Origin of the sequence: Salinibacterium amurskyense (assembly GCF_002797685.1) — a bacterium.
In the GTDB taxonomy this organism is placed as follows: Bacteria; Actinomycetota; Actinomycetes; order Actinomycetales; family Microbacteriaceae; genus Rhodoglobus; species Rhodoglobus amurskyensis.
Genome location: NZ_PGFH01000001.1, coordinates 1,677,840 through 1,703,056 on the forward strand (window position 1 = coordinate 1,677,840; position 25,217 = coordinate 1,703,056).

The window sequence follows — 25,217 nt, forward strand, 5'->3', positions numbered from 1 at the left end:
TGACCCTCGTACAGGGCACGTGGTTAAGTCTTCTCTGTTGGTTTTCACAACGAAAACTACTTAACCACCGTTTGGAGAACACACAATGGGAATCATCGGTTGGATCGTCCTGGGACTGATCGCTGGAGCAATCGCTAAGGCAATTCTGCCCGGACGCCAAGGCGGCGGTTGGCTCGCAACACTCCTGCTCGGTGTAGTAGGTGCTCTTGTCGGAGGATTTGTCGGAGGCGCCATCTTCGGTGTCGAGCTCGAGACATTCTTCTCAATTGAAACCTGGCTCGTCGCAATCGGCGGCTCGGTACTCGTGCTCTTCCTCTACGGACTGATCACGCGCGGCTCACGTCGCTAAACACTCTTAGCTAGACAGCTTCACAAATAGGGCGGTGCACTTCGGTGCACCGCCTTTTTTGCGTCTGCACAACGTGACCAAGGGCGGGCGCCGAGTCGATGGCGAAGCTCCAACGTCAGCGGCACCTGAGAGAATAGGCCCATGGGTAAGCAAGACGGTCGAACGCGGCACGTAACCGCGGCGGGCGTCGACGACAGCACTGCCACGATCCTCCACGTCGACATGGATGCGTTCTTCGCATCCGTGGAGCTCTTGGATCATCCGGAGCTCGTGGGCAAGCCCGTCATCGTCGGGCACAACTCAGTTCGGTCCGTGGTCACTGCAGCAACGTACGAGGCCCGCAAGTTCGGCGTGAACTCGGCGATGCCCATGGCGCTGGCACTGCGCCGTTGCCCTCACGCCATCGTTCTCGAGCCGCACTTTGAGCGCTACCAGCACTTTTCGTCGGTTGTCTTCGACATCTGCGACCAACTCACCCCCAAGGTCGAGCGGCTTGGCATCGATGAAGCTTTCTTGGATGTTGCAGGCGCCCGCGCGATCTATGGTTCACCGATCGAGGTGGCCACACTGCTGCGCAAGCGAGTGTTCGAAGAAACCGGGCTGGTGTGCTCGGTCGGAGCCGCTGCATCGAAATATGTGGCAAAAGTGGCATCCGGGCTCTCCAAGCCCGATGGACTCCTGGTCATCCCTGCCGACAAGACCGTCGAGTTTCTTCACCCCCTTCCCATCTCTGCGTTGTGGGGCGTTGGCGGCAAGACGGCCGAGGCCCTCCAGCAGCGCGGATTCACGACCATTGCCCATGTCGCCCACGCAGATCGCGAAACGCTCACTCGCGCCGTCGGCGAGGCGGGGGCAGTCAAACTGCACAACCTCGCCTGGGGCAACGACCCACGCCCGGTGGTCGAGCGAGCAGCCGAGAAGAGCATCGGGCACGAGACCACGTTTGAATACAACGTGCTTGATGCCGATGAGATTCGTCGAGAATTGCTTCGACTTTCCGGCAAGGTCGCCGCTCGATTGCGGGCCGGGGGCGTCGAGGCGCGCACCGTCGTGCTCAAACTCCGTTTCGAAGACTTCAGCACCATCACTCGGTCGCGCAAGCTTCCCGACCCCACCGACCTCGGCCGCACGCTGTACGAGACCGTGCGCGACATCTACGCCGACTTCGCTCGAGAGGGCCGACCGGTGCGCCTCGTCGGCGTGCGCGGTGAGCAACTCGTCGAGCCCGGAGGCGGGCAGATGAGTTTGTGGGACACGACCGACGGCTGGCGGGATGCCGAAGAAGCTATGGAGGCGGCATCCGCTCGGTTCGGCACCGGCGCTATCGGTCCAGCACGGTTGCTCGGCTCGCAACGCTCCGAGCGTCCTCGGCTTGGCCAACGCGACTAGCTCTCTTCCTCAGCAGCTCGGAATTCGTAGCAGGTCAAAAAACGCAGCCGACACGAACGCGGTTGTCAGAAGTGAACGGTAAAGTCTTATCAAGTGAGTACTCCATTGCCAGCCCCCACCGTGGGCACCTTCGCGGCGGAACACCTCTCACCGTCGTACCCTGAACGCGCCGCCCGCGGCACCGCATCCAAATTGCGGGCCTGGCAAGCAGAAGCGCTTGACCTGTACTTCGAGAAAGAGCCGCGCGACTTTCTCGCCGCGGCCACACCGGGCGCAGGCAAGACCACTTTCGCACTGCGCTTGGCTGTTGAACTCATTGCCCGTCGCGAGATCGACCGCGTCACCGTTGTTGCGCCGACTGATCACCTCAAACGCCAGTGGGCAGATGCTGCCAACCGCGTTGGTCTGCGCCTGAACCCGTCGTTCTCCAATGGCGATGCGTGGGGCGGCCGTCGTTTTCACGGCGTCGCCGTCACGTACGCACAGGTGGCAATGAAGGCATCGTTCCACCAGGAGATCACTGACTCCGCCCGCACCCTCGTCATCCTCGACGAGGTGCACCACGGTGGTGATGCTCTCAGCTGGGGCGACGCGATCCACACTGCCTTCGGTCGCGCCACGCGCCGACTCTCGCTCACCGGAACACCCTTTCGCAGCGACACTGCCCCCATTCCCTTCGTCACCTATGCGCCCAACCATGAGGGCATCCGCACCTCAGTTACCGACTACAGCTATGGCTACGGTCGCGCGCTCGAAGACGGCGTTGTTCGCCCAGTGATCTTTATGGCCTACGCCGGCAAGATGAAGTGGCGTACGCGCATGGGCGACGAGATGGAAGCCCGCCTTGGCGAAGGCGACACCAAAGACGTTACGGCGCAGGCCTGGCGTACGGCCCTTGACCCCAAGGGCGAATGGATGCCAGCCGTGCTGCGCGCAGCCGACCGTCGCCTCAGCGAGATCCGCCACTCTGTTCCGGATGCGGGAGGGCTCGTGATCGCGACGGATCAGCTCGCGGCACGCGCCTACGCCAAGCTCATCAAGGACATCACGGGGGAGTCCGCCACGATCGTGCTCTCCGATGAGAAAGAGTCGTCATCGCGCATCGAGACCTTCGCCGAGAGCGATAGTCGCTGGATGGTCGCTGTGCGCATGGTGTCAGAGGGCGTCGACGTTCCTCGACTGGCGGTTGGTGTGTACGCGACGTCGGCATCTACCCCGCTCTATTTCGCTCAGGCAGTGGGACGCTTTGTGCGTACCCGTCGTAGAGGCGAAACAGCGTCGATCTTCTTGCCGAGTGTTCCGAACCTCATGAATCTGGCCGGCAAGCTCGAGAAAGAGCGCGATCATGCGCTTGACCGTAAAGAAACGGGCGACGAACTGCTCGACGACAGCCTCCTTGATGCGGAGAACCGCGAAGAGAAGACGAGCGACGAACTTGCGGACGAGTTCACGTGGGAAGCGCTGGAGTCAGAGGCGAACTTTGACCGGGTGCTATTCGACGGCGCCGAGTTCGGCTTTGCCGCCGAGCCGGGTAGCGACGAAGAGCTCGACTTCATTGGTCTTCCCGGCATTCTGGAGCCCGAGCAAGTGCGTGAGCTGCTCATGCAGCGCCAGAAGCGTCAGTCAAAGCGCGCTGAGAGCCGGCCGAAGGCTGAACAACCCGCTCCGCTGTATCGCACGCTCAAAGAGCAGCGAACCCTGCTGAACAACCTCGTGGGCCGCAGAGCGAAGCTTTCTAACGAACCGCACGGATTGATCCACGCCGAGCTTCGACGCGTCTGTGGCGGTCCTGCGGTCGCTCAGGCCACTGTCACGCAATTGCAGACCCGCATCGATTACCTGCGCAAGGGCTTTCACTCCTAAAAGCCGCTCTGCGTGATCGTTAACGCAAAAAACGCGGCCATCTAGAAGCCGCGGTCATCCTGAGAGCCTGAGCACCAGCATCGTGGTTGATAAGAAAACGTCCTCAACAAGAAAACGTCCTTAACAAGAAAACGCCCCCGGTATAGGACCGGGGGCGTTCTCATTACTGAACTATCAAGATCAGAGGGGGCGGATGTTCTCCGCCTGGGGACCCTTGGGTCCCTGTGTGATGTCAAACTCAACCTTTTGGTTCTCGTCGAGCGACTTGTAGCCATTTGTTGCGATGGCCGAGTAGTGGGCGAACACGTCAGGACTTCCATCCTCGGGGGCGATGAATCCAAAGCCCTTTTCTGCGTTGAACCACTTGACGGTACCTAGTGCCATTTAAAACTCCTCCAGGAGCGTTCTTCAGGCCCCGACAGTCGAGGCCGCCTTCATGCCTTTGTATAGAACATGAACGATGGCCTAAGGCTATAGCAGGAAAGCCCTGCATGTGTCATGTATTTCGAAAAAGTCACATAACGGTAATGAATTGGTCACTAATGAAAGTCACGAGATTGGGTGCGGGGGAGTCCTGAAAGTGGTTCAAAACGGTCAGCAACCACATTGATTACGCCGTCAACAGACCTCTCCAGCACCCCGCGAACAATGAGGGCGGCGCTATCCCGAGCGACACGCCGATAGCGGCCCCACACCCCGACGCTGCAGATCACATTGATCAGGCCCGTCTCATCCTCGATATTCATAAAAGTGATTCCGCTCGCGGTGGCGGGGCGTTGACGGTGGGTCACTACGCCCCCAATTTCAATGCGACGCCCCGATTCTGCGGTCATGAGATCGCTCGCGCTCAGCACGCCACGGCGCGCCAGAGCGGGCCTGATGTGGGCAACGGGGTGACTGGCGGGCGAAATTCCGGTTGACCAGAGGTCAGCCATGAGGTCATCGACCGGGGTAGCCATCGAGAAGAGAGGCGGTTGCACCGCCACCATGCTGTGCGGCAAAAACTCTTCACGGTCTTGGGCGGCCGAGCCGGCGTTCCACATCGCTTCGCGTCTCGTGAGTTCGAGACTCTCGAATGCTCCCGCTGCCGCCAACGCTTCCAATTGTTTCGTCGTGAGGCCCACCCGGCGCACCACATCGTTCATCGACGTAAATTCGCCGGCCTCGCGCGCCGCCACAATTTTTTCCGCCACCGGCGTGCCGATGCCCTTGACCTCGTCAAAACCGAGCCGTACGGCAAAAGATCCATCACGACGGTGGTCGTCGGTGTCAAAGTGCGCAGAACGATCGAACAGGCCCACGGGAGGCTGTTCCGCAGCGAGGCACTGATCGCTGCCCGTTGCCCCCACTCGACCTTCGTGTGGTTCGAGAGAAGCGAAAACCTCCGAGAGCTGGATGTCGGGACCATGCACGACCACACCGTGGCGTCGAGCATCCGCCACCAACGACTGGGGCGAATAAAAGCCCATGGGTTGCGCCCTCAATAGTGCCGCCAAGAAAGCTGCCGGATAGTGCAGTCGCACCCAGGCGCTGGCATAAACCAGCAGCCCAAAGCTCAGAGCGTGACTTTCGGCAAAACCGAAACCGGCAAACGCTTGGATGCTTTCGTAAATGCGGTCGGCATCCGCCCCGGTAATGCCATTGCTAGCCATTCCGGCATAGAGCTTGGTGCGGAGCTTGTCGATTCGCTCGATACCGCGCTTAGAACCCATCGCGCGACGCAGCAGGTCGGCGTCATCGGCCGAACACCCACCCACCGCCACAGCGATCTGCATGAGTTGCTCTTGAAAGATGGGCACGCCGAGGGTGCGCTCGAGCGGCTCCACAAGGTTGGGGTGCAGGTAAGTAATCGGTTCAGCGCCCATCTTGCGGCGAACATAGGGGTGCACGGCACCACCCTGGATCGGGCCGGGGCGCACAAGCGCAATCTCAACGACGAGGTGGTAGAACTCGCGCGGCTGGAGGCGCGGCAGCAGCCCCATTTGCGCGCGGCTCTCGACCTGAAAGACGCCGATGGCATCCGCTCGACAGAGTTGGTCATAGACGCCCTGCTCTTCGGCCGGGATCGTGGCGAGATCCCAGCGTTCGCCCAGAGCCTCATCGACCAAATCGAAGCTGTACTGCATGGCCGAGAGGATGCCGAGGCCGAGCAGATCGAACTTGACCAACCCCATCCAGGCGCAATCATCTTTATCCCACTGCACCACCGTGCGCTTCTCTTTGCGCGCGTGCTCGATCGGCACCACTTCGCCGACCGGACGCTGGGTCAACACCATGCCGCCCGAATGGATGCCCAAGTGCCGGGGAAACTTCATGACCTGCTGGGCAAGCTCCAACACCGAATCGGGGATGTCGTGGTCGATTCCCGAGACATCAGAGCCCCAGCGCTCCATTTGCTTCGACCACGCATCCTGCTGCCCGGGGCTATGACCGAGTGCTTTCGCCATATCCCGCACGGCGAAACGAGGACGGTACTGAATCACATTGGCCACTTGAGCGGCGTTCTCGCGCCCGTAGCGCTCAAAGACATATTGAATGACTTCTTCGCGGCGCTCGGAATCGAAGTCGACGTCGATGTCTGGCTCTTCTTCGCGCATCGCCGAAATGAAACGCTCGAAGGGGAGTTTGTAGCGAATGGGATCAACCGCAGTGATCTTGAGGAGGTAACAGACCACAGAACTCGCAGCTGAGCCGCGCCCCTGGCACAGAATTCCTCGCCCCCGAGCAAAGGCCACAATGTCGTGCACGATCAAAAAGTAGCCAGCAAAACTCTTCTCCTCGATCACATCGAGCTCACGCTGAATGCGGGCCCGATTCTCGTCAGACAGTTCAATGGAGCGGTCTTTCACTCCCGCCCACGTCAGTTCACGCAACCAACTCGCCGGGGTATGGCCCTCAGGAACATCTTGATCGGGCAGGGCAGGTTTTGCCTGCCGCAACTCGAAAGCGGCCTCTTCTGCAATCTGCACCGTCTCGGCTACCACCCCGGGATAGTGAGCGAACCGCGCAGCCATCTCAGCCCCTGACCGCAAGTGCGCGGTTGCTGCGGCGGGGAGCCAACCATCCATCTCGTCGAGACTGCGCCGGGCTCGCACCGCCGAAATCGCGGAGTGCAAGTGGTGTTGGCGGGGAGTGGCGTAGTGCGCGTTCGAGGTAGCGACGACCCGCAGTCCACGCTCTGCAGCTAGGCCATAGAGGGCGTCGTTGTACGCCGAATCGAGTGGATAGCCGTGATCGAAGAGCTCGACGACTATCGAATCGTGTCCGAAAAGCGTGCAGAGGGTGTCGAGCTCTGCTCCGGCCGCGAGCAGTGATTCCGCGGTGGGAGCGTTCGTGCCATCGGGGCCCGCCAGCGCTCGACGTACTGCTCCTTTGCGGCATCCGGTAAGAATGAACCAGTGGCCTGATGCCAACTCAGCCAACTCATCGAGGTCGTACCGCGGCCGCCCCTTTTCACCACCGGCAAGCTGGGCACGAGTAATCGCCAAAGCGAGACGGTGATAGCCCTCTTCTTTGCGCGCCAGCACAAGAAGGTGGTCGCCCTCGGGATCGGCGATGCCGTTCTGCGGACCGCTAAGCCCCAGCGACAGCTCGGCCCCAAACATCGTTCGCAATCCCAGTTCGGCTGCCGCTTCTGCCATGCGCACGATGCCGTACAGCCCATCGTGATCGGTAAGAGCAAGCGCACTCAGGCCCAAGCGGGCCGCCTCTTCGGCAAGCTTTTCGGGCATGCTCGCGCCGTCAAGAAAACTGAAACTCGAATGCGCGTGCAGTTCGGCATAGGGCACGACATCGCCGGCGTTCGCGGGTGCCACGGTAGCGTCAGCCGGTGGTTCCACCGGCGCGATGTAGGGCGCTCGTTTGCTCGACACGAGAGACTGGGCACGCCCATCACCAGCTTCACCGATCGGCGTGACCGTGCCGAAGCCCGACAGCGTGCGCTCCAGCTTCTTCCACGAGATAGGCGGATTACTCCAGGCCATTAGTCATACCTCGCTTCAGCCCACCAGCCGCCGCTATCGAGCACAAGAAGCCAGGCACAGCCGGTGTCATCAACGGCCTGAAACCGCCAGGAGGGACCTGACGACCCCGCCTCCCACCAGCGTTCCGCGAGAGGCCACGGCCCCGCCCATGCTGTGAGGCTGCGCGATCGCGAATCGCTCGTCGAGAACCGGGCGGGTGGCGCCAGAACTTGGCCCCGCTCATCCACAGCCACGGCAGTTCCATCGGCCGCAAAAACATGAACGGCGTGACGACTAGAGAACACCGTTCCCGGCAGGGGATCAGGCAATGCGCCAGGCCACGGGCGTTGAGGAGATCGCTCGGCAACGCTGCGGTCGCCCCACGCCGTGAGTCGCTGGCGGGAGCTGAGGGTGCGCCCGCCCTCAATCGACGGCACAAGAACTCCTCCGTGGCCGAGCATGCTCTGCACTCGAGAAAGGCCATGGTGGATGCGGGGCTCTAGCCCGGAACCCCACAGTCCGATCTCGTGGTGACCAATCTCATCCACGGTTTCGGGAACAATGCGTACTCGACTTATGCCTGAACTGAGCCCTGTCTCGATGAGGTTAGAACCCTGCACCTGCCACCGCACTCGATCAACAACATCGCTGGCGCTGAAGGAACGGGGATGCAGCCACACCCGTTCGGCTACCTCACCCGATTCGGAATCGAGTTCGACCCGGATCGCCGTCGCTACCAACTGGGCCCGCATCAGAGCATCAATAAAGTCGTCGGCACGGCTACGAACCGCAAATGCCACCTGATCCACGCGGTCGAGCGCTGGCTCAAAATCAAGAACGACATCAAGGTCGAGCGGGGGAGTGCGGGCCACAAACGCCTGCGGGTCGCGGCCACTGGCAAGAGCATGCAAACGCGCTCCCGGCTCACCGAAACGAACGCGGACATCGGTGCGATCGAGATGCGCAAATTCACCGAGCGTCGAAATCCCCAGCTTCGACAACAGCGAAACGATGTGAGGCTCCTCCAACACCGTCAGCGGGAGCGGGGCCAGAAACGCAGCAGAGTCACCGGCAGCGACCACCCGCACGTGGCTAGCCCGCGAACGCGGATCACGAGCAATGGTGCTGCGGGCAGCGTGGACCGCCGTGAAGAGCGCATCCGCTACCCCCACCCGAGCATCGGAGGCCGCGATCTCATTCACGCGAGCAATCACCGTCAATGCGGCAGCTTTTTCACCGCCGTAGTACTGGGCGGCTCCGCGTACCTTTACGGCACACATCCCCGGCCGCAACAACTGCACTCCGGGAATCAGCTCCTCTATCGCCGTCAACACCGGCTCGAAGGCACGGCTATCGAGAGCCGGATCGTAAGGCCGGTCAATGATGCCGGGAAAACGCGACTGGGCCTCCCGCAGCCGCAACCCCCTCGTGACGCCCTCGGCGCGAGCGGATGCCGCCGCCGCGAACACGAGACCCTTCTCGACAAGAACGAGGGGAGCATCCGCCGGCAGCTTCTCGTGCTGGCGGGCGGCAACGATTGGCCAGTCCGGAGCCCACACCACGAGAACTCGCGGCAGCGATTCTGGAACCGTCGATGCCGCACTCACACTGCCACCGCCGGCACTGTCACTGTCACTGTCGCGGCCGCCATTGCCGCAAACACCATCACGCCGACACCCGGTGTGGAACTGGCCGCAACTGCGGGGGAGCAGAATCAGACGCGGCCGGAGAATCCGCAGCGCTGTACGAGCGAACGGTCTGCGCAGTATCCGGCAACCAGACCCGGGCGCTGCGGGGGCGCCCCGCGTTCTTGCTCGTCACCGTGATCGTGACCTCGCGCGCGGCCAAGTGCCCGTGACCTTCACCAATGCCATGCCACCGGCTTTCGCCGAGAGACAGCATCGCTTCGCTCTGCGGCCAGGAGCCAACCATGAGCAGCGTCGACTTGCGTTGTCGCAGGCGCGAAGCGAGTCTGGCAACCGCAGAGTCTGACGCACGACGAGGCGGCCGCGCCACCACGACATCGACCACGTCGGCGATCGCTGCCGTTACCGCCAACCACTGATCACCCGGATGCGGCACCAACACGAGCCGTTCGAGGTGGACCCCGAAACGCTGGGCTGCTTCAATGCCGAACTCGGGCACCCCGACAACAGCGCACCACGATCCCGCTGCGGAGGGCGCAGCCAAGAGCGTCATGAGGAGCATCGCCGAGCTATCGACCGAATAGACGCTGCCCTGCTGCAAGCCGCCACCGGGCAACAGGGAAGCGATAACGGGGTGAGTGGGAATGAGCTTCGAACTGAGCGTGCGGGACTGCATCTGACCGATACGTGCTTGTAGCTCAGCGACGCGTTCTGCCGCCGACAGGCTGCCGCCCACTGCACTCGCAACACCACCGCTACCGCGGTCGCCGCCGCCACTGCGCTCAGCCGAAAAGACTTCAGCGGTCGCTGAAGCGGCGGAGGCAGATACAGGGGACACCTGTTCATATTCGAACATATGTTCGAGTGTGTCAATTGCGTACGACATCCACCGGCGTGTCTTTCGGATGTCGGCGCCATCGCCTACCGTTACCTCGTGAGTTATATCGAAGCAGTAGATCTCAAGAAGACGTACACGCCCAAAGGCGCTTCCCCCGTGCACGCTCTCGATGGCCTCAATCTCGAGGTTCCGCAGGGCACGGTGACGGCGCTTCTCGGCCCTAACGGTGCGGGCAAAACCACCACCGTCAAGGTTCTCACCACACTGACACGCCCCGATTCCGGTACAGCAACGATCAACGGCGTCGATGTGATCGCATCGCCCGAACGCATTCGCCCCATGATCGGGGTTTCCGGGCAGTATGCGGCCGTTGACGAAAACCTCACTGGCTTCGAAAACCTCGATATGGTGGGCCGGCTTTACCACCTCGGCGCCAAGCAGTCGCGTGTGCGAGCGCGTGAACTTATCGACCTCTTCGACCTCACCGAAGCCCAAAACCGTCCCGTCAAAGGTTTCTCCGGCGGCATGCGTCGTCGCATCGACCTCGCGGGTGCCTTGGTGATGCGCCCACCGGTGCTCTTTCTCGACGAGCCGACCACCGGGCTAGATCCCCGCAGCCGCATTGGTATGTGGGAGATCATCACCACACTCGTGGGGGAGGGCACCACGGTGCTCCTCACCACCCAATACCTCGAAGAGGCCGACCAGCTCGCCGACAGCATCTCCGTGATCGACGACGGCAAAGTCATTGCCAAGGGCACCTCAGACGAGCTCAAAGCGTCTATCGGCGGTCAACGCGTCGAACTCAGCCTGGTGTCTCAGGATGACGCGGCCGCAGCCCGCGAAATCCTCACTCGTTTCGGCAGCACCGAACCTGCCGTGAGTCTCGACGGTCGCGGGTTTACCGTCAACGCGGAAGATGCCCCCGCAGCACTGCAGCTCATCCTTACCGAGTTCGCCAGCCGCGGCATCCCGCTCTATGACGCAGGCATGCGTCGCCCCACTCTCGACGACGTGTTCTTGAAACTCACCGGTCATACGGCAAGCGCCGATGACGCTGCCGCAACGGGCACGGAAAACACGGATGCACCATCGTCACGGAAGGCCCAGAAATGACCGCCACGATTCCAACACCAACGCCCAACTCCGTTGCCGCTTCACCGGTGATGAATTGGCTCAATGACGGCTGGATCACCACCCGCCGCAACCTCATCAAGATCAAGCGCGTACCCGACATTCTGGTCTTCACGACACTGCAGCCCATTATGTTTGTGCTGCTCTTCACCTATGTCTATGCCGGCGTCATCGACATTCCCGGCAGCACGTACGCCGAATTCATCATGGCCGGTATCTTCGCCCAAACCGTCGTTTTCGGCTCCACCTATTCCGGGTCAGCCATGGCTCAAGACCTCAAAGACGGCATCATCGATCGTTTTCGTACACTGCCCATGAGCCCCTCCGCGGTTCTCGTGGGCCGCACCAACGGTGACCTTCTCATTAACTCGATCTCGATGATCGTCATGATGACGACCGGCTTGATTGTCGGATGGCGCATCAACTCCAGCCCGCTCGAGGCGCTTGCCGCAATCGCCCTCCTCCTGCTCTTTGCCTACGCACTGTCGTGGGTTATGGCCTTTATCGGCATGAGCGTGCGCAGCCCTGAAGTCATCAACAACGTTTCGTTCCTGGTGCTTTTTCCGCTCACGTTCATCTCCAACGCTTTCGTTCCCGCCGAAACTCTGCCAACACCCTTGCGAGTTTTCGCTGAGTTCAACCCTGTTTCGGCTCTCGTGCAGGCGGCCCGCGAACTCTTCGGTAACACTCCGGCCGGCTCGGCTCAGTCTGAGGTGTGGACGCAACAACATCCGGTGCTCACGGTGCTCATCGGCATCGTGGTCATGCTCGCCATTTTCGTACCGCTCGCGGTGCGCAAGTTCGCGAACATCAGCAGCCGCTAATCCAGTCGGGGGAGCAAGCAGCGTCTGCAGCCACGCTACGACGCTGCCCCGAACCAGCGCCTCATCGGTGATGTGAGAGCGCGACCATTTCAATTTTTACTATAGGAACAACGGTTCTTCGGTGATAATCTTCGCGTAATTGGAGCTGCCCGTCCCGCCGGGAAACACGCTGAGACTCACCCACTCGACGCTCGTCGGCGCCACCCGAAACGGAGTTCGCGAGATGTTCGCCACCCTAGAACACGCTGTCATGAGAATTTTCATGTTCACGTGGGTGCGCATTTCGCCCAACTCGTGGCGCGGGTATCCGCACCCGAAAGACAATCCCACGGTGCTCGCTGACGGCCCCAACCCCCACAAAGTTATTCTTGCTGGCTCGGGGATCGTCATCGGCTACGGCGTTGCGTCTCACGAACTTGCTTTAGGGGGCTCCTTTGCTCGAGCATTGACGGCTCAGACACAACGGGGCGCCGAAGTCACCACCATTACCGCCCCCGGTTTCTCTGTGCCTCGAGCGCGGAAGCAACTAACTTCCCGGCTGCTCGGCGATGCCGACATGGTCGTGCTGTCGTTCGGCACCTTCGAAATTCTCACGCTGATGTCCCCACGGCGTTGGGGCGCTCAGCTTGAAACTTTGGTTGCGAGCGTGCTCCAACGATCAGCGCCTCACACCCAAGTCTTTTTGGTCGATTGCAATACTCCCAAAATGTCGAGCTTCGCTGCGGCCTACCAGCGCCGTATTGGACAGACCGCAGCCGGCTTCAACGAGCAACTTGCCGCCACAGCGCACGCGCACGATCGCGTCCACCGTGTCGAATTTCGGCCGGTAGCGGAGGATGCCGAAAACATCGAGGGACGATCGCGCTACCAAGAGTGGGCAGCCAGCCTCATTCCCGACGTTGTCGCACATCTTCCTCTAGATAGCACCGGGGGATAGTCGAAGCAGATTAACCCTTACGGCGTTTGTTTCGATTGAATGCCGGTCGGTCCGGGCGGCGCGGTGCTGCTTTGCCTCCAGAAGATCGGGCATTGGCGCGCTGTGAGGTGGACTTCTTCGGTGCGGATGCTCGGGGAGCCCGCTTCGGTGACTCTGCTTCCTCTGCCTCCGAGCCGCCGGCGGTGCCACGCGAGCTTTTGGCGGTGCGGCCGCGCACGATCCCGATGAATTCCTCGACGAGGGGGTCTACGGAACCATCGCGCCATGCCACGGCGACTTGCCACTCAGGGCCGTCACTAATGATTCGCGATACGACGTCTTTGCGCTGGAGAGCGCGGGCGACAGCCTGGGGGATCACAGCGATGCCGATGTTCGCGGCGACCAAGTCGACCGCTGCACGCCATTCCTCGGTAATGCGGTGAGCGGAGTCGATTTCGACGAGGGTCACTTCGTCCCCCTGAGCCAGATCGTGTTCCTTCGGGATTACGGCAACGGCACGTTCGGTGTAGAGCGGGATAGCCGCAAGAGGGCGATCGCTGTCCTCGGCGCGATCAATGGGCAGGCGCACGAGGGCGACGTCAGCGGTGCCCGCCGTGAGCATCGCAAGTGCCTCGTCTTGTTCGCTCGGCACGAGCTCAATCGGGGTCTCTGGAAGCCGTTCCCGCCAGACGCGCGACCATTTGCCGGGCGTCGCCCCCAGCACAAAGGCGACAGTGAATGATGTTGGCATGTGTTCAGGTTAGTCTTGGGGTGTGCCAGTCCAGACCATGAAGCCCGCAACCGTCGCCAAGAAGCTGGGGATTTACCTCCCCGCCGCCCCGGAAGAGTTCCGCGATTCCGAAATTAGCCGCGAAGAGTTTGCAGAACTTCTTGCCACTCCACCCGAGTGGCTCACGAAGTTGCGCGCTGATGGCCCGCACCCTCGCTTGGTCGTGGCCCAGAAACTCGGCGTTTCGGCGTCGGGGCTCGCTCGCGCTGGGGCACCCGATGTCATGACGACCGCCGAGATCAAGGCGTTGCTTGTCGAGATGCCAGAGTGGCTTGTCGTTGAGCGCGCGACGCACGCTGCGGTCAACGAAGAGAATGCCCGCGTTAAGTCAGAGCGCGCTGCGAAGGCCGCTCGCAAGTAATTTCAGTTTTCCTCATACTTGCTGGTATTGAAAAGTATTCAGCTCTATACTGAGCAGCCTAGGGTGCCCGTGTCTGGGCGTTCGGGTGGGGAATTGATTGCTTCGTAGCTATGCTGCGCTATTGGCGTGGCCAATAATTACTCTGTGGCTTGCGGTCTATCCGCAACGGTGGCGCGCCCTGATTGCGCCAAGCGATGACCCCCGCGCCGAAGCCATCGGGCCTGATCCCGACAAGGTGCTGTTGGTGGGGCCCGGGAAGTCATCCGGCCTCGGGGTGCATACCCACGAGCTCGGCCTCGGAGGCCATCTCGCACGGGAGCTATCTGCACTGACCCGTCGAGGGTGCAGTGTCGACATCGTCTCAGACCCGACCATGTCTGCCGCCGATGTCGGCGTAGTAGTCAACTGGGCTAGCCTGGATCGCTTCGACGCACTCGTATTAACGCTGGGCGGTGGCGAGGTTTTGCGGTTCCGCTCGCTCTTTGGCTGGCGACGCAATCTGACTGCGTTGCTCGACACCATCCGGGATTCAGGTGGCGGTGCGCTCCACACTTTTCTCTTGGGTATTGCGCCCATCGATGAATTCGTTTCCCTGCCCGCGCCGCTGCTGACGATCGTGAACCGCAATATCCGAAACCTCAACAAGATCAGCGAGCAGCTGTGTTCTTCGCGCCCCAGCGTCACCTATGTTCCGACCACGGCAAGGGCGGGCACAACCGCGATCTCTCTCGACAGTCCGACTTACGCTCACTGGGCCAAAGAGCTCGCACCGACAGTGGCGGCGGAGCTTGCCAGCGTCGCGTTACCGCCGGCTTCGGCTGCTTCGACGGCCCCTGCACTCGCTCGCTTCGACGGCTCTTCACTCACCAAGGCGTCGGTCTCGACCTCGTTGACCGCCATCATGAACTCTGCCCGAGTGCTCTTTGATACGACTGGAGCGGCAGTCACGTTCCATGATCAAGAAGCGCACTGGTTCACCTCGACATCCGGTGTGGGGGACATGCGGCGTGATGAAGCCGGTGCGTTTTGCAGCCGCGCGTTCACTACTCGCAGCCTCGTAGTGCTCGAAGACACCCTGAAAGACGAGCGGTTCGCTGAGCACCCGTGGGTAGTGCGTGGGCCGCGCATCCGTTTCTATGCTGGCTATCCCATTGCCGCACCGAACGGCGACATCGTGGGGGCAGTCTGCGTCTTCGACACTGGGCCACGGCGCTTCGATCTGAGCCACGAAACACTCCTTCGTGAACTCGCTCGACGTGCAGAGTCGGCAATACGACGTCGATAATTGCCGTACCTTGGATACGGAGGTCATTTCTGAACTCCGAGAGAGGACCCTATGTCTGGCACTGAGTGCATCCACGGTTTTGAAAACGGCCTGTGCGATTCCTGCTTTCCTAAGGCAGCCCCCGTTAAGCCTGTAACCCGTGCCAGCAGCCCTTCTCGCTCGAAGCGAGTTCCCGGAACGCCTCGCGCCTCGAGCGCCAAGGTGCCTTCGCTCTCGGATCAGCGTGTTTATCACGTCACTCACATCAGCAACCTTGAGAGCATTCTTCGCGAAGGCCAGCTTGTTGCTGCAGCTTCGATCGAAGATTCGATTCTTGATATCAGTTCTCCGCTGACCCGCGAGCTTCGGAGTGCTGCAGCGTTGAGCACGGGCGAGCCCGTCGACCGCTATGTTCCGTTTAGCTTGGTTCCGGAATCCACTTCCTGGCGCGAGCTTCGCGCTGGTGCAACCGAGCCTCGCTGGTCGGATGCCGCCCGCACCGCTACCCCCACAGATTTCGTTTTTCTCGTGAGCACCGTACGCGCGCTCGGCGACGACGCAGTACTCGCCGACGGCGATGCCGCCGCTAGTCTCACGCGCTTTGCAACGGACGAGACTGCGATCACCCGCATGCTCGGTAACTTGCGCGCCGATGAGCTCACCGATGACGCTGAAGTGCTTATCCATGGCTCGTTCGCCTTTGACGATGTTCAGCTGGTGGGCGTTGCCAGCGACAAGGCCCGCGAGCGAGTTAAGGCGTTGCTTGATGGCGCTTCGTTCAAGACCAAGGTCGCTGTCTACCCGCCATGGTTCATTCAGTAACGTTCGCGATAGCGTTGGTGCATGACCAACGATTTTGCTCACCACCCCGTTGACCCCACGTCGGCTGCTTCCCTCGCGGCGAGCGGTTTTCAGTACGATCTCGTAGATACCACCGATCGCGCTGCCTTCGAGGCATGGTTTCAGGCTGACTCCCGCGGTTTTCACGGCCCCGCGATGTCGAAAGAGCAGATCGACTCGGGCTTCGCCGGCATCACGTACCGCCGCACTGTCGGCGTCTGGGATGACCGTCTCGTTGCCCCAGAGGTTCCGGTCGCCACGGTGAGTTCCTGGACCGAACAGGTCACTGTTCCGGGAAACCGCAGTATCGATGCGTGGGCCATTAGTTCGGTAACGGTGTCGCCCACTCACCGGCGTCGCGGTATCGCCCGAGCCCTGCTGGAAGGCGAACTGCGTTCCGCTGTGGATATGGGACTACCGATGGCCACCCTCACGGTCTCTGAATCCACAATTTACGGCCGCTTCGGTTTCGGTCAAGCGGTGTTCGCTGCCGACCTCACCATCGACACCACACGGGCCACGATTCCCGTACGCGAACGTCGCGGTGTGCTCCAGCATGTTGCACCTTCGGTATTTGTCGCCGAAGCTCCCACGGTGTTCGAACGCATCCGACTTTCTACTCCCGGCCAGATCAATGTCTGGCCGTTGCGTTGGGAGCAGATTGCAGGAACGGCGCCCGGTGACGAGGAGTACACCAAAAACACTCGAGTGGTTCGCTTCGATGACGAAGACGGCACTCCGCGCGGGTTCGTCGTATATCGGGTCACCGGTGGAGGCCTCGATTTCACCAACCACAAACTCACGGTCGACTACTTGCTCGCCGAAACTCCGGAAGCGTATGAGGCACTCTGGCGTTACGTCCTCGAGGTCGACCTCGTTCGTGAGGTCAAAGCAGAACTGCGTTCGGTCGACGAACCTCTGCTGTGGCTGCTTTCCGACATGCGTGCAGCACGGGTGTCGCCCATCGATCACCTTTGGCTGCGCATCCTCGATGTACCGGCTTCGCTGAATGCTCGATCGTATTCCAGCGCCGGCATGATCGCTTTCGAGGTCAGTGACGAACTCGGCTTCGCGAACGGTCGGTACGTGCTGGAGACCGACGATCAGGGGATGCCAACGGCCAGCCGCGTAGAGAATCTTCCCGAAGGCGTACCAGCAGTGTCACTCTCAGTGAATGAACTCAGCTCGCTGTACCTCGGGGGAGTGTCCGCGTCATCCCTGATTGCTGCCGGTCGCATTGGTGAACTCAATCCGGGCGCGGGAGCCGCTATCGAGCGTATTTTCCACTCGCCGACCACTCCCTGGTTGAGCGTCTGGTTTTAGTCAGTCGCCGCCCGTGCAGGCGCACTGGCGACACGCACCGCGGGAGGAAAGGCTCGGCGAGGGGTGCGAGAATAGGCGCATGACTGCTGCCCTGAATCACGTCCATGATCTTGCTTCTTTTGTCGCCGCTTCGCCGTCGTCGTTTCATGCGGTAGCCGAAGCCGCTCGCCGCTTGCGGGAGGCTGGTTTCACTCAGCTTCATGAAGCCGACGACTGGAACGGCTCGCGCACACGCAAGGCGGCTAAGTACTTCGTCATTCGTGATGGTGCGATCGCAGCGTGGGTTCAGCCGACTAAGGCTGTCGGCACGACCCCGTTCCGCATCCTTGGGGCTCACACTGACTCGCCGAGTTTCAAGCTGAAGCCGAAGCCCACGACCGGCTCGGAAGGCGTATTGCAGGCTGGCGTCGAGATCTACGGCGGCCCGCTGCTCAACTCGTGGCTTGACCGAGAGCTCGAATTTGCGGGACGAGTCACCTTCCGCGACGGCAGCACTGAACTGGTGCGTACCGGACCGCTCTTGAGGTTCCCGCAGTTGGCTATTCACTTGGATCGCGGCGTCAACGACAAGCTCACGCTCAAGCGTCAAGCGCACATGAACCCGATGTTTGGTCTCGGCGAACGCGACGACGCCGACGTGCTCGGCCACCTCGCATCCATCCTCTCGTCTAAAGCCACGAACCGCTCGGCGGATGACATCGACGGCTATGACATCGTCGTCGCCGATACCGCGGCTCCCGCCGTCTTCGGTCTCGATGACGCCCTCTTTGCCTCCGGACGCCTCGACAATCTGTCGTCAGTGCACGCGGGTCTCGTCGCACTTCTGGGGCTCGACACGAAGCTCGACCAGATTCCGCTGTTCGTTGCCTTCGACCACGAAGAGATTGGCTCGGCCTCACGATCGGGTGCCGGTGGGCCGTTCCTTGCCGACCTCATCGCTCGCATTAGCGCCGGTCTTGGCGGTTCTGAAACCGACCGGATGCGCGCTGTCGCCGAGTCATGGTGCCTCTCGTCTGATGCCGGTCACGCTGCACACCCCAACTACCCGGAGCGCCACGATCCCGCTAACCGTCCGCGCCTAGGCGGAGGACCACTTCTCAAGATCAACGCTAACCAGCGCTACGCCACTGATGGCCCCGGCGCCGCAGAGTGGGCTCGCGCTTGCCGCCAAGCGGGCGTCGAGTACCAAGAGTTCGTCTCCAATAACGACATGCCCTGTGGATCCACGATCGGCCCAATCACCGCTACGCGTCTCGGCATTCGCACCATCGATGTAGGTTTGCCGCTGCTCTCCATGCACTCAGCGCGTGAAATGTGTGGCGTCGCCGACCCAATCGCGCTCAGCAACGCAATCGCCGCGTTCTTCGCGCCGGAGTAAGCCCTCACGCAGTTACGCAGTCGCACAGTGCGACTGCGTTGGTGCTGTCGCGCGGAACACCCCGCGACAGCACCGCGCTCTAGAACAGGGGAGCGATCTCGTCCGCTGCGCCAGGCAGGCTTGCATCCGTGGCCGAGGCACCGGGGTAACCAGGTCCGACGGGGCATACCGTTCCGCGTTGGAACGCTTCGGCTGCGCCTCGAGCCCTCACATCGGCGGCTTCGTTGAGCGGATGCCCCACGTGCCCGCGCACCCATTCGAAGCGGTAGCGACGACCAGTAATGGCTTCATCGATCTGTTTGATGAGATCAACGTTCATGACGGGCTTACCGTCGCCTTTGCGCCAGCCCTTCTTCTTCCAGCCGGGCATCCACTTGGTTACGGAGTTGATCACGTATTGGCTGTCGCACAGGATGAGAAGGTCATCATCGACGTGCGCCGTTGCGCGAAACAGTTGCAGCACGGCCATGAGCTCGCCCTGATTGTTGGTGGCATGATCCCAGCCACCGGCAGCCCACGTGTTGTCGTCGACGTACCACGCCCATCCAGCCGGGCCGGGGTTGCCGAGCGCGGAGCCATCAGCAGCAGCAGTAATCGTCATGTCACCCTTTCGTGGAGCTCGCGAAGTCAGAAAAATCGCGTCCCCTCGACTCTAGTAGCTGGTTATCGTCACAGATTCTGCGGCGTTCCATGCTCTGAGCGCAGATCGGTTTTAGGGTAGACCTGTGCCCGAAAACCCGCCTCTTGCCCCCGCGCTCGAAATCACTGGACTGACGAAGCGCTTTGGCGAGAAACTTGCGGTTGATTCCGTAAACCTCACCGTGCCTCGCGGCTCGTTCTTTGGCCTCGTCGGCCCTAACGGGGCTGGCAAAACGACCACCCTCTCCATGGCCACTGGCTTGCTGCGCCCAGACGCCGGCTCGGTCTCCGTTCACGGTCTCGATGTCTGGAGCAATCTGGTTGACGCCAAACGTCGAATCGGCGTATTGAGCGATGGCGTGCGACTCTTCGATCGCCTCACGGGGCTCCAACTGGTCACTTACGCTGGCCTCTTGAGCGGGATGGAGCGCACTGTCGTGGCCGAACGCGCTGCCGATCTCCTTGACCTCTTCGACCTCGACTCCGTGAGTGGAACGCTCGTCGTCGACTATTCCGCCGGCATGACTAAGAAAATTGCCTTGGCCTGTGCGCTGATTCACGCACCCCAGTTGCTCGTACTCGACGAACCGTTCGAATCAGTCGATCCGGTTTCTGGAGCCAATATCCGCGACATTTTGCATGGCTTCGTGGAATCCGGCGGCACTGTCATCGTGTCGAGCCACGCCATGGACCTCGTGCAACGGATGTGCGACCATGTCGCCGTCATCGCCGATGGCCGAGTGCTGGCATCCGGAACAACTGATGAAGTGCGCGGGTCGTCCACGCTCGAAGATCGATTCGTCGAGCTCGTCGGTGGCCGCCGTCACGGAAAGGGCCCGGAATGGTTGCGCATCTCATAAGGCTGCGCTTTCGGCTGCTCGCCAATTCCCTGATCCGCAGCCCGTGGCAAGCGGTCGCTGTAGGGCTGGGCACCATGTACGGCCTCGCCATGCTGTTCCTCGCCGTCGTCGGCCTGCTCTTTTTGAGCGCAGCCCCCGAGGAATTGGGCCGCACCGTAACGGTCTTAGGTGGCGCTGTACTGGTTCTGGGGTGGACCTTCTTGCCCCTCCTGAGTTCAGGTATCGACGAGACCGTCGAACCCGCGAAGCTAGCGACCTTCCCTATCCCGATTCGTACGTTACTGCTCGCCCTCGCTATCAGCGGCGTGCTTGGCGTTCCCGGCATCATCACGACGTTGGCCGCGCTGGCGACGAGCCTCGTCTGGTGGCACACGCCTGCAATCGCCGTCGTTGCGGTAATTTGCGCGATTATCGGTGCGCTCACGTGCGTTGTGGGCTCTCGGATGCTCGCAGCGCTCACGGTGCGCATCTCGTCGGGGCGCCGCGCTCGAGAAGCAAAGACGGTTCTCGTACTCATCCCGTTGCTGCTGCTCGGCCCAGCGATCCTGGCGGTGTCGACTCTCTTTCGCGAATTCCGTTCCCTCCTGCCGATCATTTCGGATGTCGTGTCCTGGACTCCGTTCGGCGCGATCTGGGCGGTCCCCGGCGATCTTGCTACGGGGCGCCCCGGACTCGCTGCGCTCCACGCCCTCGTCGGTATCGCGACTCTGGTGGCATCCACCGCTGTCTGGCGCTGGGCTCTCGACCGCGCGCTCGAACGTCCAGCCGTCTCAACGGCCACCGGGGGAGCCCGACGGGGATTGGGCTGGTTTGCGGTGTTCTCGGGAACTCCGACAGGCGCCGTTGCGGCCCGGTCGCTGACGTACTGGGCACGCGACCCTCGCTACGCCCAGTCGCTCATCAGCGTTCCGCTCGTGCCAGCGATTGTCTTCTTCTATACCGGAGCCAGTGGCGATCTCAGCGGACTGCTCTTCGTTGGTCCCATCGTCGCGGTGTTACTCGGGATGTCTATCTACACCGATGTCTCCTACGACAACACAGCCTTCAGTTTGCACTTACAGACGGCTGTGAGCGGGCGCGCCGACCGCTGGGGACGCGTGATCGCGGTGAGCGTGTTCGCAGTACCCACCACCATCATCCTGACGGTGGCAAGCGTGTGGATCAGCGATAGCGGAGACCGCCTGGTGGGGATGCTCGGCATCTCGCTCGGTCTGCTCGTCACCGGGCTCGCACTGTCGTCGCTCGTGTCGGGGCGTTTCGCGTTCTCGGTTCCGGCTCCGGGCGAGAACCCGTTCAAGGCCCGGCCAGGCGGGGGATTCACCCTGATGCTGTCGATGTTCGCGTCGTGGACGGCTCTCGCCGTGCTCGCGCTGCCCGAAATGGTGATCGCACTGGTGGGGTTCGCCACTTTCAACGAACCCCTCGGATGGGTAGCGCTAGCCGTCGCGCTCGTACTGAGCAGTGTCTTTCTCGTCATCGGGGTGCGCGTCGGCGGAACGATGCTCGACAATCGCGGTCCCGAGCTATTGGTGCAGTTGCAACGTCAGAAATAGCGGATGCTGCCCTCGCGGCCCGACAGAGCGCTTCGGCACAAAGGCGGCACCGAGGCGGGGCGGCGTTAGCGAGACAGCAGTTCAGCCCGCTCGGGGTTGCGGTCAAACCATTCAGCGACGTACCAGCACATCGGCAACACACGCAGCGACGAATTCGCTTCGACGTCGTCGACCGCGAACTTCACGAGGTCTGCGGCATAACCTTTTCCCCGATGGGCCGGCTGCGTGTACGTGTGATTGAACGAGATGGAGCTTCCGTTGGTGCGGTAATCCGCCACAGCGACAAGCGCACCGTCGACGTTCATGACGTAACGGGCAGCATCCTTCTCGTGAATAAAGTCTGTAGCCATAACTCTCTAGCCTAGGCGGGAAGGGCGGCTTCAATTGCACCGACGATGGCCGGATCATCCGGAACAACAGTCGGACGGAAGCGCTTAACTTCGTTGCCGGGCGTCACCAAGAATTTTTCAAAGTTCCACGCGACCCGCCCCGCCTTACCGGCACCGTCAGCAGTCTTCTTCAACTCGGCGTACAGCGGGTGAGCTGACTTGCCATTGAGCTTGACCTTCTCAAACATGGGGAAGGTCACACCCCACGTCATCGTGCAGTATTCCTTGATGGCATCTTCGCTGCCCAGTTCCTGCAAGAACTGGTTGCTGGGAAATCCGAGAACCGTGAAACCACGGTCTCCGTAGGTCTTCTGCAGCTGCTCGAGCTGCTCGTACTGCGGCGACAGGCCACAACGCGACGCCACGTTGACGATGAGCACCACTTTGTCTTGATAATCGGCCAGCGTCGTTTCGCTGCCATCAATAGTGGTGAGGGGAATATTTCGGAGTTCGGTCACGCTATAAAACTACGCCCGCAGTCTGAACGCCCGCCCACGACATCCCGAAAGTTGCCAGCGACGTTCGCTAAAGTGGGAGTTTCTGCACTCGCGCTTCGCGCGGTACACCGAGAGTGAGTTCATGCCCGATAGCCCCATGTCAGCGAGTGCGTACGACGTACTTGGTGTTCAGGCATCGGCGACCGAAGTCGAACTCAAGAAGGCGTTCCGTCGAGCACTTCGAGAAACGCATCCCGACACCGGGGGAGACCCGACCAAGTTCGCTGCAGTACAGGATGCGTGGGATCGCGTGGGCACCCCAGAGAAGCGTCGTCGCTACGACGCCGGTTCCCGCACGAACACCCACAGCACCACGGCAGGATCTTCGCCCTTCTCTTCACGACCGTCGACAGCAGCGCGCGAAGACTCCCGCCCTCGCGCCCGCACTCACGGGCATCCGGGGGGTTGGCGTCGCGAACGTTTTCTCGACAGCATGCGCGAGTGGGTCGGTCGTGGCGTCACGCTCGACGACCCCTACGACCCCGCCCTCGTTCGCAGCGCTCCACGTGAAATTCGACGCACGCTCGCGGATGCCCTGGCTGAAGAAGCTACCGCTCGAACGGTGAGCAATCTGGGCATTGGCTACACGATCTGGCACGACGTTTCGACCGGGCCGCCGGAGCGCAAACTCGACCACATCGTGCTGGGCCCCACTGGCCTCTTCGCGATGCTCTCCGAAGACTTCGGTGGCGAAGTAAAGGTTCGCCGCGGCGAACTCATCGGCCCCGCCGTCGCACCAGAGAAGCCCATGCACGAGCTAGCTGCGCGGGCCAAGTCGATCAGCCGCCAGCTGAAGGTCAACTTCACCTGTTTCGTGATCGTGGTGCCCGATGACGCGCTAGCTCAACCCCAGATCTCGCTCGGAACGGTCAAGGGGCAACCCGCCGTTGTCGTGCGGCAAAGCGTGCTGGCGCACTTACTTCGCACCGGCCCCGAGCTCGGCCGCGGGCGCGACATTGGCGGCAACGAACTCTTCGACGTGCGCACTCGACTCACTAGCGGCATCCGCTTCGTCGAATAGCGGTTCGCGGTTCACCCCCTCTTTATCGATCGTTCATCGCAATCTCTCCGTGCTAAACGCTCACGATTCTTCGTGGGAGTAGGGTGTGCACGTGAAGACCACTGCCCCGCTGGCACGACGGCTCAGCGTCTTCGACGCCACCGTAATCGGACTGGGTTCGATGATTGGTGCTGGCGTCTTCGCGGCCTTCGCGCCGGCCGCTCTCGCTGCGGGCTCGGGGTTACTCATCGGGCTGGGGATCGCGGCTCTCGTGGCGTGGCTCAACGCTTCGGCGAGTGCGCAGCTCGCGGCGGTCTATCCTGTGGCCGGTGGCACATATGTCTACGGGCGCGAACGACTTGGCCCCTGGTGGGGATTCTTCGCGGGCTGGTCCTTCGTGGTCGGCAAGACGGCAAGCTGTGCAGCCATGGCGTTGATCTGTGCCGCGTATGTTGCGCCCGCAGGCTCTGAGAGGCTCGTCGCCGTGCTGGCCGTCGTTATCGTGACCACGGTCAATCTGCGCGGAATAACCCGCACCGCATCAGCGACCAAGCTCATCGTCGTGTTCGTCGTCGCCGTGCTGGTCGGCGTCATAGCGTTGGTCCTGATCTCCGGCGATACCTCGACGAGCCCGTCGGCCGTGCAGACAGCGTCAGGGGCGCCCCAGGCCTACGGAGTTCTGCAGTCGGCGGGCATCCTCTTCTTTGCTTTCGCGGGCTACGCTCGCATCGCCACGCTGGGAGAGGAAGTACGCGATCCCCAGCGCGCCATCCCTCGCGCCATCATGGGAGCCCTCACCATTGCAGCGGTTCTCTACGCGGCGGTCGGGGCAACCCTTCTGACGGTTCTCGGCCCCGACAAGCTCGCGACCTCTCGGGCCCCGATCAGCGATCTGCTGTCAGTTACGGGATGGGGCGACGCATCGGCCCTCGTGGCAATAACGGCCGCTCTCGCCTCGCTGGGAGCATTACTCGCGCTCATGGCGGGGATTGGGCGCACCACGCTCGCCATGGCGCGCACACGCGATCTGCCGCGGTGGCTGGATGCCGTGCATCCGACATTCTCGGTTCCTCACCGCGCAGAACTCGTTGTCGCTGCGCTGGTGATCGTCATCGTTCTGATCGCCGACGTGCGCGGGGCGATCGCCTTCTCCTCGTTCGGAGTGCTGCTGTACTACTTCGTCGCGAACGTTGCGGCGTACACGCAGCCGGCGTCACAGCGTCGTGTCCCGCGTGCAGTAAACATCCTCGGCGCGATCGCGTGTTTGCTGCTGGTCGCTACGGTCCCGTTCATCGGCATCGCCGTTGGTGTCGTTGTTCTGGCAGTCGGGATTCCTGTACGTTTGCTTTCTAATCGCCAGTCTCGGCCAGTTTTCACCCATGGAACATAGGCTAGTTTTCTC

23 protein-coding genes are annotated in these 25,217 nt (G+C 61.7%); 15 read left to right on the forward strand and 8 right to left on the reverse strand.

From position 1 onward, the window contains the following. Positions 1–85 precede the first annotated feature (85 nt). From CLV85_RS07990 to CLV85_RS08000, 3 genes are all read left to right on the forward strand, one after another. Positions 86–349 (forward strand): GlsB/YeaQ/YmgE family stress response membrane protein, encoded by a 264-nt coding sequence (locus tag CLV85_RS07990; protein ID WP_100389007.1) that lies wholly within the window; start codon positions 86–88, stop codon positions 347–349. Positions 350–490: 141 nt separating this feature from the next. Then, entirely contained in the window at positions 491–1,738 is a 1,248-nt protein-coding gene (dinB, locus tag CLV85_RS07995; protein ID WP_100389008.1) for a DNA polymerase IV, read from the forward strand. Positions 1,739–1,831: 93 nt separating this feature from the next. Next, complete coding sequence (locus CLV85_RS08000) at positions 1,832–3,601, forward strand: DEAD/DEAH box helicase (RefSeq protein WP_100389009.1); 1,770 nt, start codon at positions 1,832–1,834, stop codon at positions 3,599–3,601. 180 nt (positions 3,602–3,781) lie between these two features. On the opposite strand, the gene CLV85_RS08005 is transcribed toward CLV85_RS08000, so the two are convergent. The 4 genes from CLV85_RS08005 to CLV85_RS08020 all read right to left on the reverse strand — a co-directional run bounded on the left by CLV85_RS08005 (position 3,782) and on the right by CLV85_RS08020 (position 10,047). Next, positions 3,782–3,985, reverse strand: a complete 204-nt coding sequence (locus tag CLV85_RS08005) for a cold-shock protein (protein WP_100389010.1) — start codon at positions 3,983–3,985, stop codon at positions 3,782–3,784. Positions 3,986–4,140: 155 nt separating this feature from the next. Next, the gene (locus tag CLV85_RS08010; protein ID WP_100389011.1) at positions 4,141–7,584 is read right to left on the reverse strand and encodes an error-prone DNA polymerase; all 3,444 of its coding nucleotides are present in this window, start codon (positions 7,582–7,584) and stop codon (positions 4,141–4,143) included. Beyond that, a complete protein-coding gene (locus CLV85_RS08015; protein ID WP_100389012.1) occupies positions 7,584–9,170 on the reverse strand; it encodes a DNA polymerase Y family protein in 1,587 nt (528 codons plus the stop codon). The genes CLV85_RS08010 and CLV85_RS08015 overlap by 1 nt, the downstream gene beginning before the upstream one ends. A 58-nt stretch (positions 9,171–9,228) precedes the next feature. Further along, a complete protein-coding gene (locus CLV85_RS08020; protein ID WP_229820225.1) occupies positions 9,229–10,047 on the reverse strand; it encodes a hypothetical protein in 819 nt (272 codons plus the stop codon). Between the two features lie 96 nt (positions 10,048–10,143). Between CLV85_RS08020 and CLV85_RS08025 the strand changes: the two genes are divergently transcribed. The 3 genes from CLV85_RS08025 (at position 10,144) to CLV85_RS08035 (ending at position 12,942) form a co-directional block, all read left to right on the forward strand. Then, positions 10,144–11,163 (forward strand): ATP-binding cassette domain-containing protein, encoded by a 1,020-nt coding sequence (locus CLV85_RS08025; RefSeq protein ID WP_100389014.1) that lies wholly within the window; start codon positions 10,144–10,146, stop codon positions 11,161–11,163. Next, on the forward strand, positions 11,160–12,005 hold the full coding sequence (locus CLV85_RS08030; RefSeq protein ID WP_100389015.1) for an ABC transporter permease: 846 nt from the start codon (positions 11,160–11,162) through the stop codon (positions 12,003–12,005). The genes CLV85_RS08025 and CLV85_RS08030 overlap by 4 nt, the downstream gene beginning before the upstream one ends. A gap of 223 nt (positions 12,006–12,228) precedes the next feature. After that, positions 12,229–12,942, forward strand: coding sequence for a GDSL-type esterase/lipase family protein (locus CLV85_RS08035; RefSeq protein WP_100389307.1), 714 nt, complete (start codon positions 12,229–12,231; stop codon positions 12,940–12,942). A 10-nt stretch (positions 12,943–12,952) separates the two neighbouring features. Here the strand turns inward: CLV85_RS08035 and CLV85_RS08040 are convergent, their stop codons facing one another. Further along, positions 12,953–13,672, reverse strand: a complete 720-nt coding sequence (locus CLV85_RS08040; RefSeq protein WP_100389016.1) for a LysR family transcriptional regulator substrate-binding protein — start codon at positions 13,670–13,672, stop codon at positions 12,953–12,955. A gap of 37 nt (positions 13,673–13,709) precedes the next feature. Between CLV85_RS08040 and CLV85_RS08045 the strand changes: the two genes are divergently transcribed. The 5 genes from CLV85_RS08045 (at position 13,710) to CLV85_RS08065 (ending at position 18,877) form a co-directional block, all read left to right on the forward strand. Beyond that, a complete protein-coding gene (locus CLV85_RS08045) occupies positions 13,710–14,072 on the forward strand; it encodes a DUF5997 family protein (RefSeq protein WP_100389308.1) in 363 nt (120 codons plus the stop codon). A 121-nt stretch (positions 14,073–14,193) separates the two neighbouring features. Continuing rightward, positions 14,194–15,357 carry a GAF domain-containing protein gene (locus CLV85_RS08050; RefSeq protein ID WP_100389017.1) on the forward strand — a complete coding sequence of 388 codons (1,164 nt, stop codon included), beginning with the start codon at positions 14,194–14,196 and terminating at the stop codon, positions 15,355–15,357. Between the two features lie 51 nt (positions 15,358–15,408). Then, positions 15,409–16,158: a DarT ssDNA thymidine ADP-ribosyltransferase family protein gene (locus CLV85_RS08055; protein ID WP_100389018.1), complete on the forward strand. Its 750-nt coding sequence runs from the start codon at positions 15,409–15,411 to the stop codon at positions 16,156–16,158. 21 nt (positions 16,159–16,179) lie between these two features. Further along, positions 16,180–17,499 (forward strand): GNAT family N-acetyltransferase, encoded by a 1,320-nt coding sequence (locus CLV85_RS08060; RefSeq protein WP_100389019.1) that lies wholly within the window; start codon positions 16,180–16,182, stop codon positions 17,497–17,499. Positions 17,500–17,578: 79 nt separating this feature from the next. After that, positions 17,579–18,877, forward strand: a complete 1,299-nt coding sequence (locus tag CLV85_RS08065) for a M18 family aminopeptidase (RefSeq protein ID WP_100389020.1) — start codon at positions 17,579–17,581, stop codon at positions 18,875–18,877. A 79-nt stretch (positions 18,878–18,956) separates the two neighbouring features. Here the strand turns inward: CLV85_RS08065 and CLV85_RS08070 are convergent, their stop codons facing one another. Then, positions 18,957–19,478: an RNase H family protein gene (locus CLV85_RS08070; protein ID WP_100389021.1), complete on the reverse strand. Its 522-nt coding sequence runs from the start codon at positions 19,476–19,478 to the stop codon at positions 18,957–18,959. A gap of 124 nt (positions 19,479–19,602) precedes the next feature. Between CLV85_RS08070 and CLV85_RS08075 the strand changes: the two genes are divergently transcribed. Beyond that, entirely contained in the window at positions 19,603–20,376 is a 774-nt protein-coding gene (locus tag CLV85_RS08075; RefSeq protein ID WP_100389022.1) for an ABC transporter ATP-binding protein, read from the forward strand. Further along, positions 20,358–21,929, forward strand: a complete 1,572-nt coding sequence (locus tag CLV85_RS08080; protein WP_205030342.1) for a transporter — start codon at positions 20,358–20,360, stop codon at positions 21,927–21,929. Before CLV85_RS08075 ends, CLV85_RS08080 begins: the two co-directional genes overlap by 19 nt. A gap of 65 nt (positions 21,930–21,994) precedes the next feature. On the opposite strand, the gene CLV85_RS08085 is transcribed toward CLV85_RS08080, so the two are convergent. Both CLV85_RS08085 and CLV85_RS08090 read right to left on the reverse strand, forming a co-directional pair. Next, a complete protein-coding gene (locus CLV85_RS08085; RefSeq protein ID WP_100389023.1) occupies positions 21,995–22,279 on the reverse strand; it encodes a GNAT family N-acetyltransferase in 285 nt (94 codons plus the stop codon). Between the two features lie 11 nt (positions 22,280–22,290). After that, entirely contained in the window at positions 22,291–22,776 is a 486-nt protein-coding gene (locus CLV85_RS08090) for a glutathione peroxidase (RefSeq protein ID WP_100389024.1), read from the reverse strand. A 121-nt stretch (positions 22,777–22,897) separates the two neighbouring features. Between CLV85_RS08090 and CLV85_RS08095 the strand changes: the two genes are divergently transcribed. After that, positions 22,898–23,836 (forward strand): J domain-containing protein, encoded by a 939-nt coding sequence (locus tag CLV85_RS08095; protein ID WP_100389025.1) that lies wholly within the window; start codon positions 22,898–22,900, stop codon positions 23,834–23,836. 91 nt (positions 23,837–23,927) lie between these two features. Continuing rightward, positions 23,928–25,205 carry an APC family permease gene (locus CLV85_RS08100; RefSeq protein WP_100389310.1) on the forward strand — a complete coding sequence of 426 codons (1,278 nt, stop codon included), beginning with the start codon at positions 23,928–23,930 and terminating at the stop codon, positions 25,203–25,205. The last annotated feature ends 12 nt before the right edge of the window (positions 25,206–25,217 follow it).

Bases quoted from the DNA above. Each gene is read 5' to 3' on its own strand.
- CLV85_RS07990 (WP_100389007.1), top strand. From the start codon at position 86: ATGGGAATCATCGGTTGGATCGTCCTGGGACTGATCGCTGGAGCAATC.
- dinB (WP_100389008.1), top strand. From the start codon at position 491: ATGGGTAAGCAAGACGGTCGAACGCGGCACGTAACCGCGGCGGGCGTC.
- CLV85_RS08005 (WP_100389010.1), bottom strand. From the start codon at position 3,985: ATGGCACTAGGTACCGTCAAGTGGTTCAACGCAGAAAAGGGCTTTGGA.
- CLV85_RS08010 (WP_100389011.1), bottom strand. From the start codon at position 7,584: ATGGCCTGGAGTAATCCGCCTATCTCGTGGAAGAAGCTGGAGCGCACG.
- CLV85_RS08030 (WP_100389015.1), top strand. From the start codon at position 11,160: ATGACCGCCACGATTCCAACACCAACGCCCAACTCCGTTGCCGCTTCA.
- CLV85_RS08035 (WP_100389307.1), top strand. From the start codon at position 12,229: ATGTTCGCCACCCTAGAACACGCTGTCATGAGAATTTTCATGTTCACG.
- CLV85_RS08040 (WP_100389016.1), bottom strand. From the start codon at position 13,672: ATGCCAACATCATTCACTGTCGCCTTTGTGCTGGGGGCGACGCCCGGC.
- CLV85_RS08045 (WP_100389308.1), top strand. From the start codon at position 13,710: ATGAAGCCCGCAACCGTCGCCAAGAAGCTGGGGATTTACCTCCCCGCC.
- CLV85_RS08055 (WP_100389018.1), top strand. From the start codon at position 15,409: ATGTCTGGCACTGAGTGCATCCACGGTTTTGAAAACGGCCTGTGCGAT.
- CLV85_RS08060 (WP_100389019.1), top strand. From the start codon at position 16,180: ATGACCAACGATTTTGCTCACCACCCCGTTGACCCCACGTCGGCTGCT.
- CLV85_RS08065 (WP_100389020.1), top strand. From the start codon at position 17,579: ATGACTGCTGCCCTGAATCACGTCCATGATCTTGCTTCTTTTGTCGCC.
- CLV85_RS08070 (WP_100389021.1), bottom strand. From the start codon at position 19,478: ATGACGATTACTGCTGCTGCTGATGGCTCCGCGCTCGGCAACCCCGGC.
- CLV85_RS08080 (WP_205030342.1), top strand. From the start codon at position 20,358: ATGGTTGCGCATCTCATAAGGCTGCGCTTTCGGCTGCTCGCCAATTCC.
- CLV85_RS08085 (WP_100389023.1), bottom strand. From the start codon at position 22,279: ATGGCTACAGACTTTATTCACGAGAAGGATGCTGCCCGTTACGTCATG.
- CLV85_RS08095 (WP_100389025.1), top strand. From the start codon at position 22,898: ATGCCCGATAGCCCCATGTCAGCGAGTGCGTACGACGTACTTGGTGTT.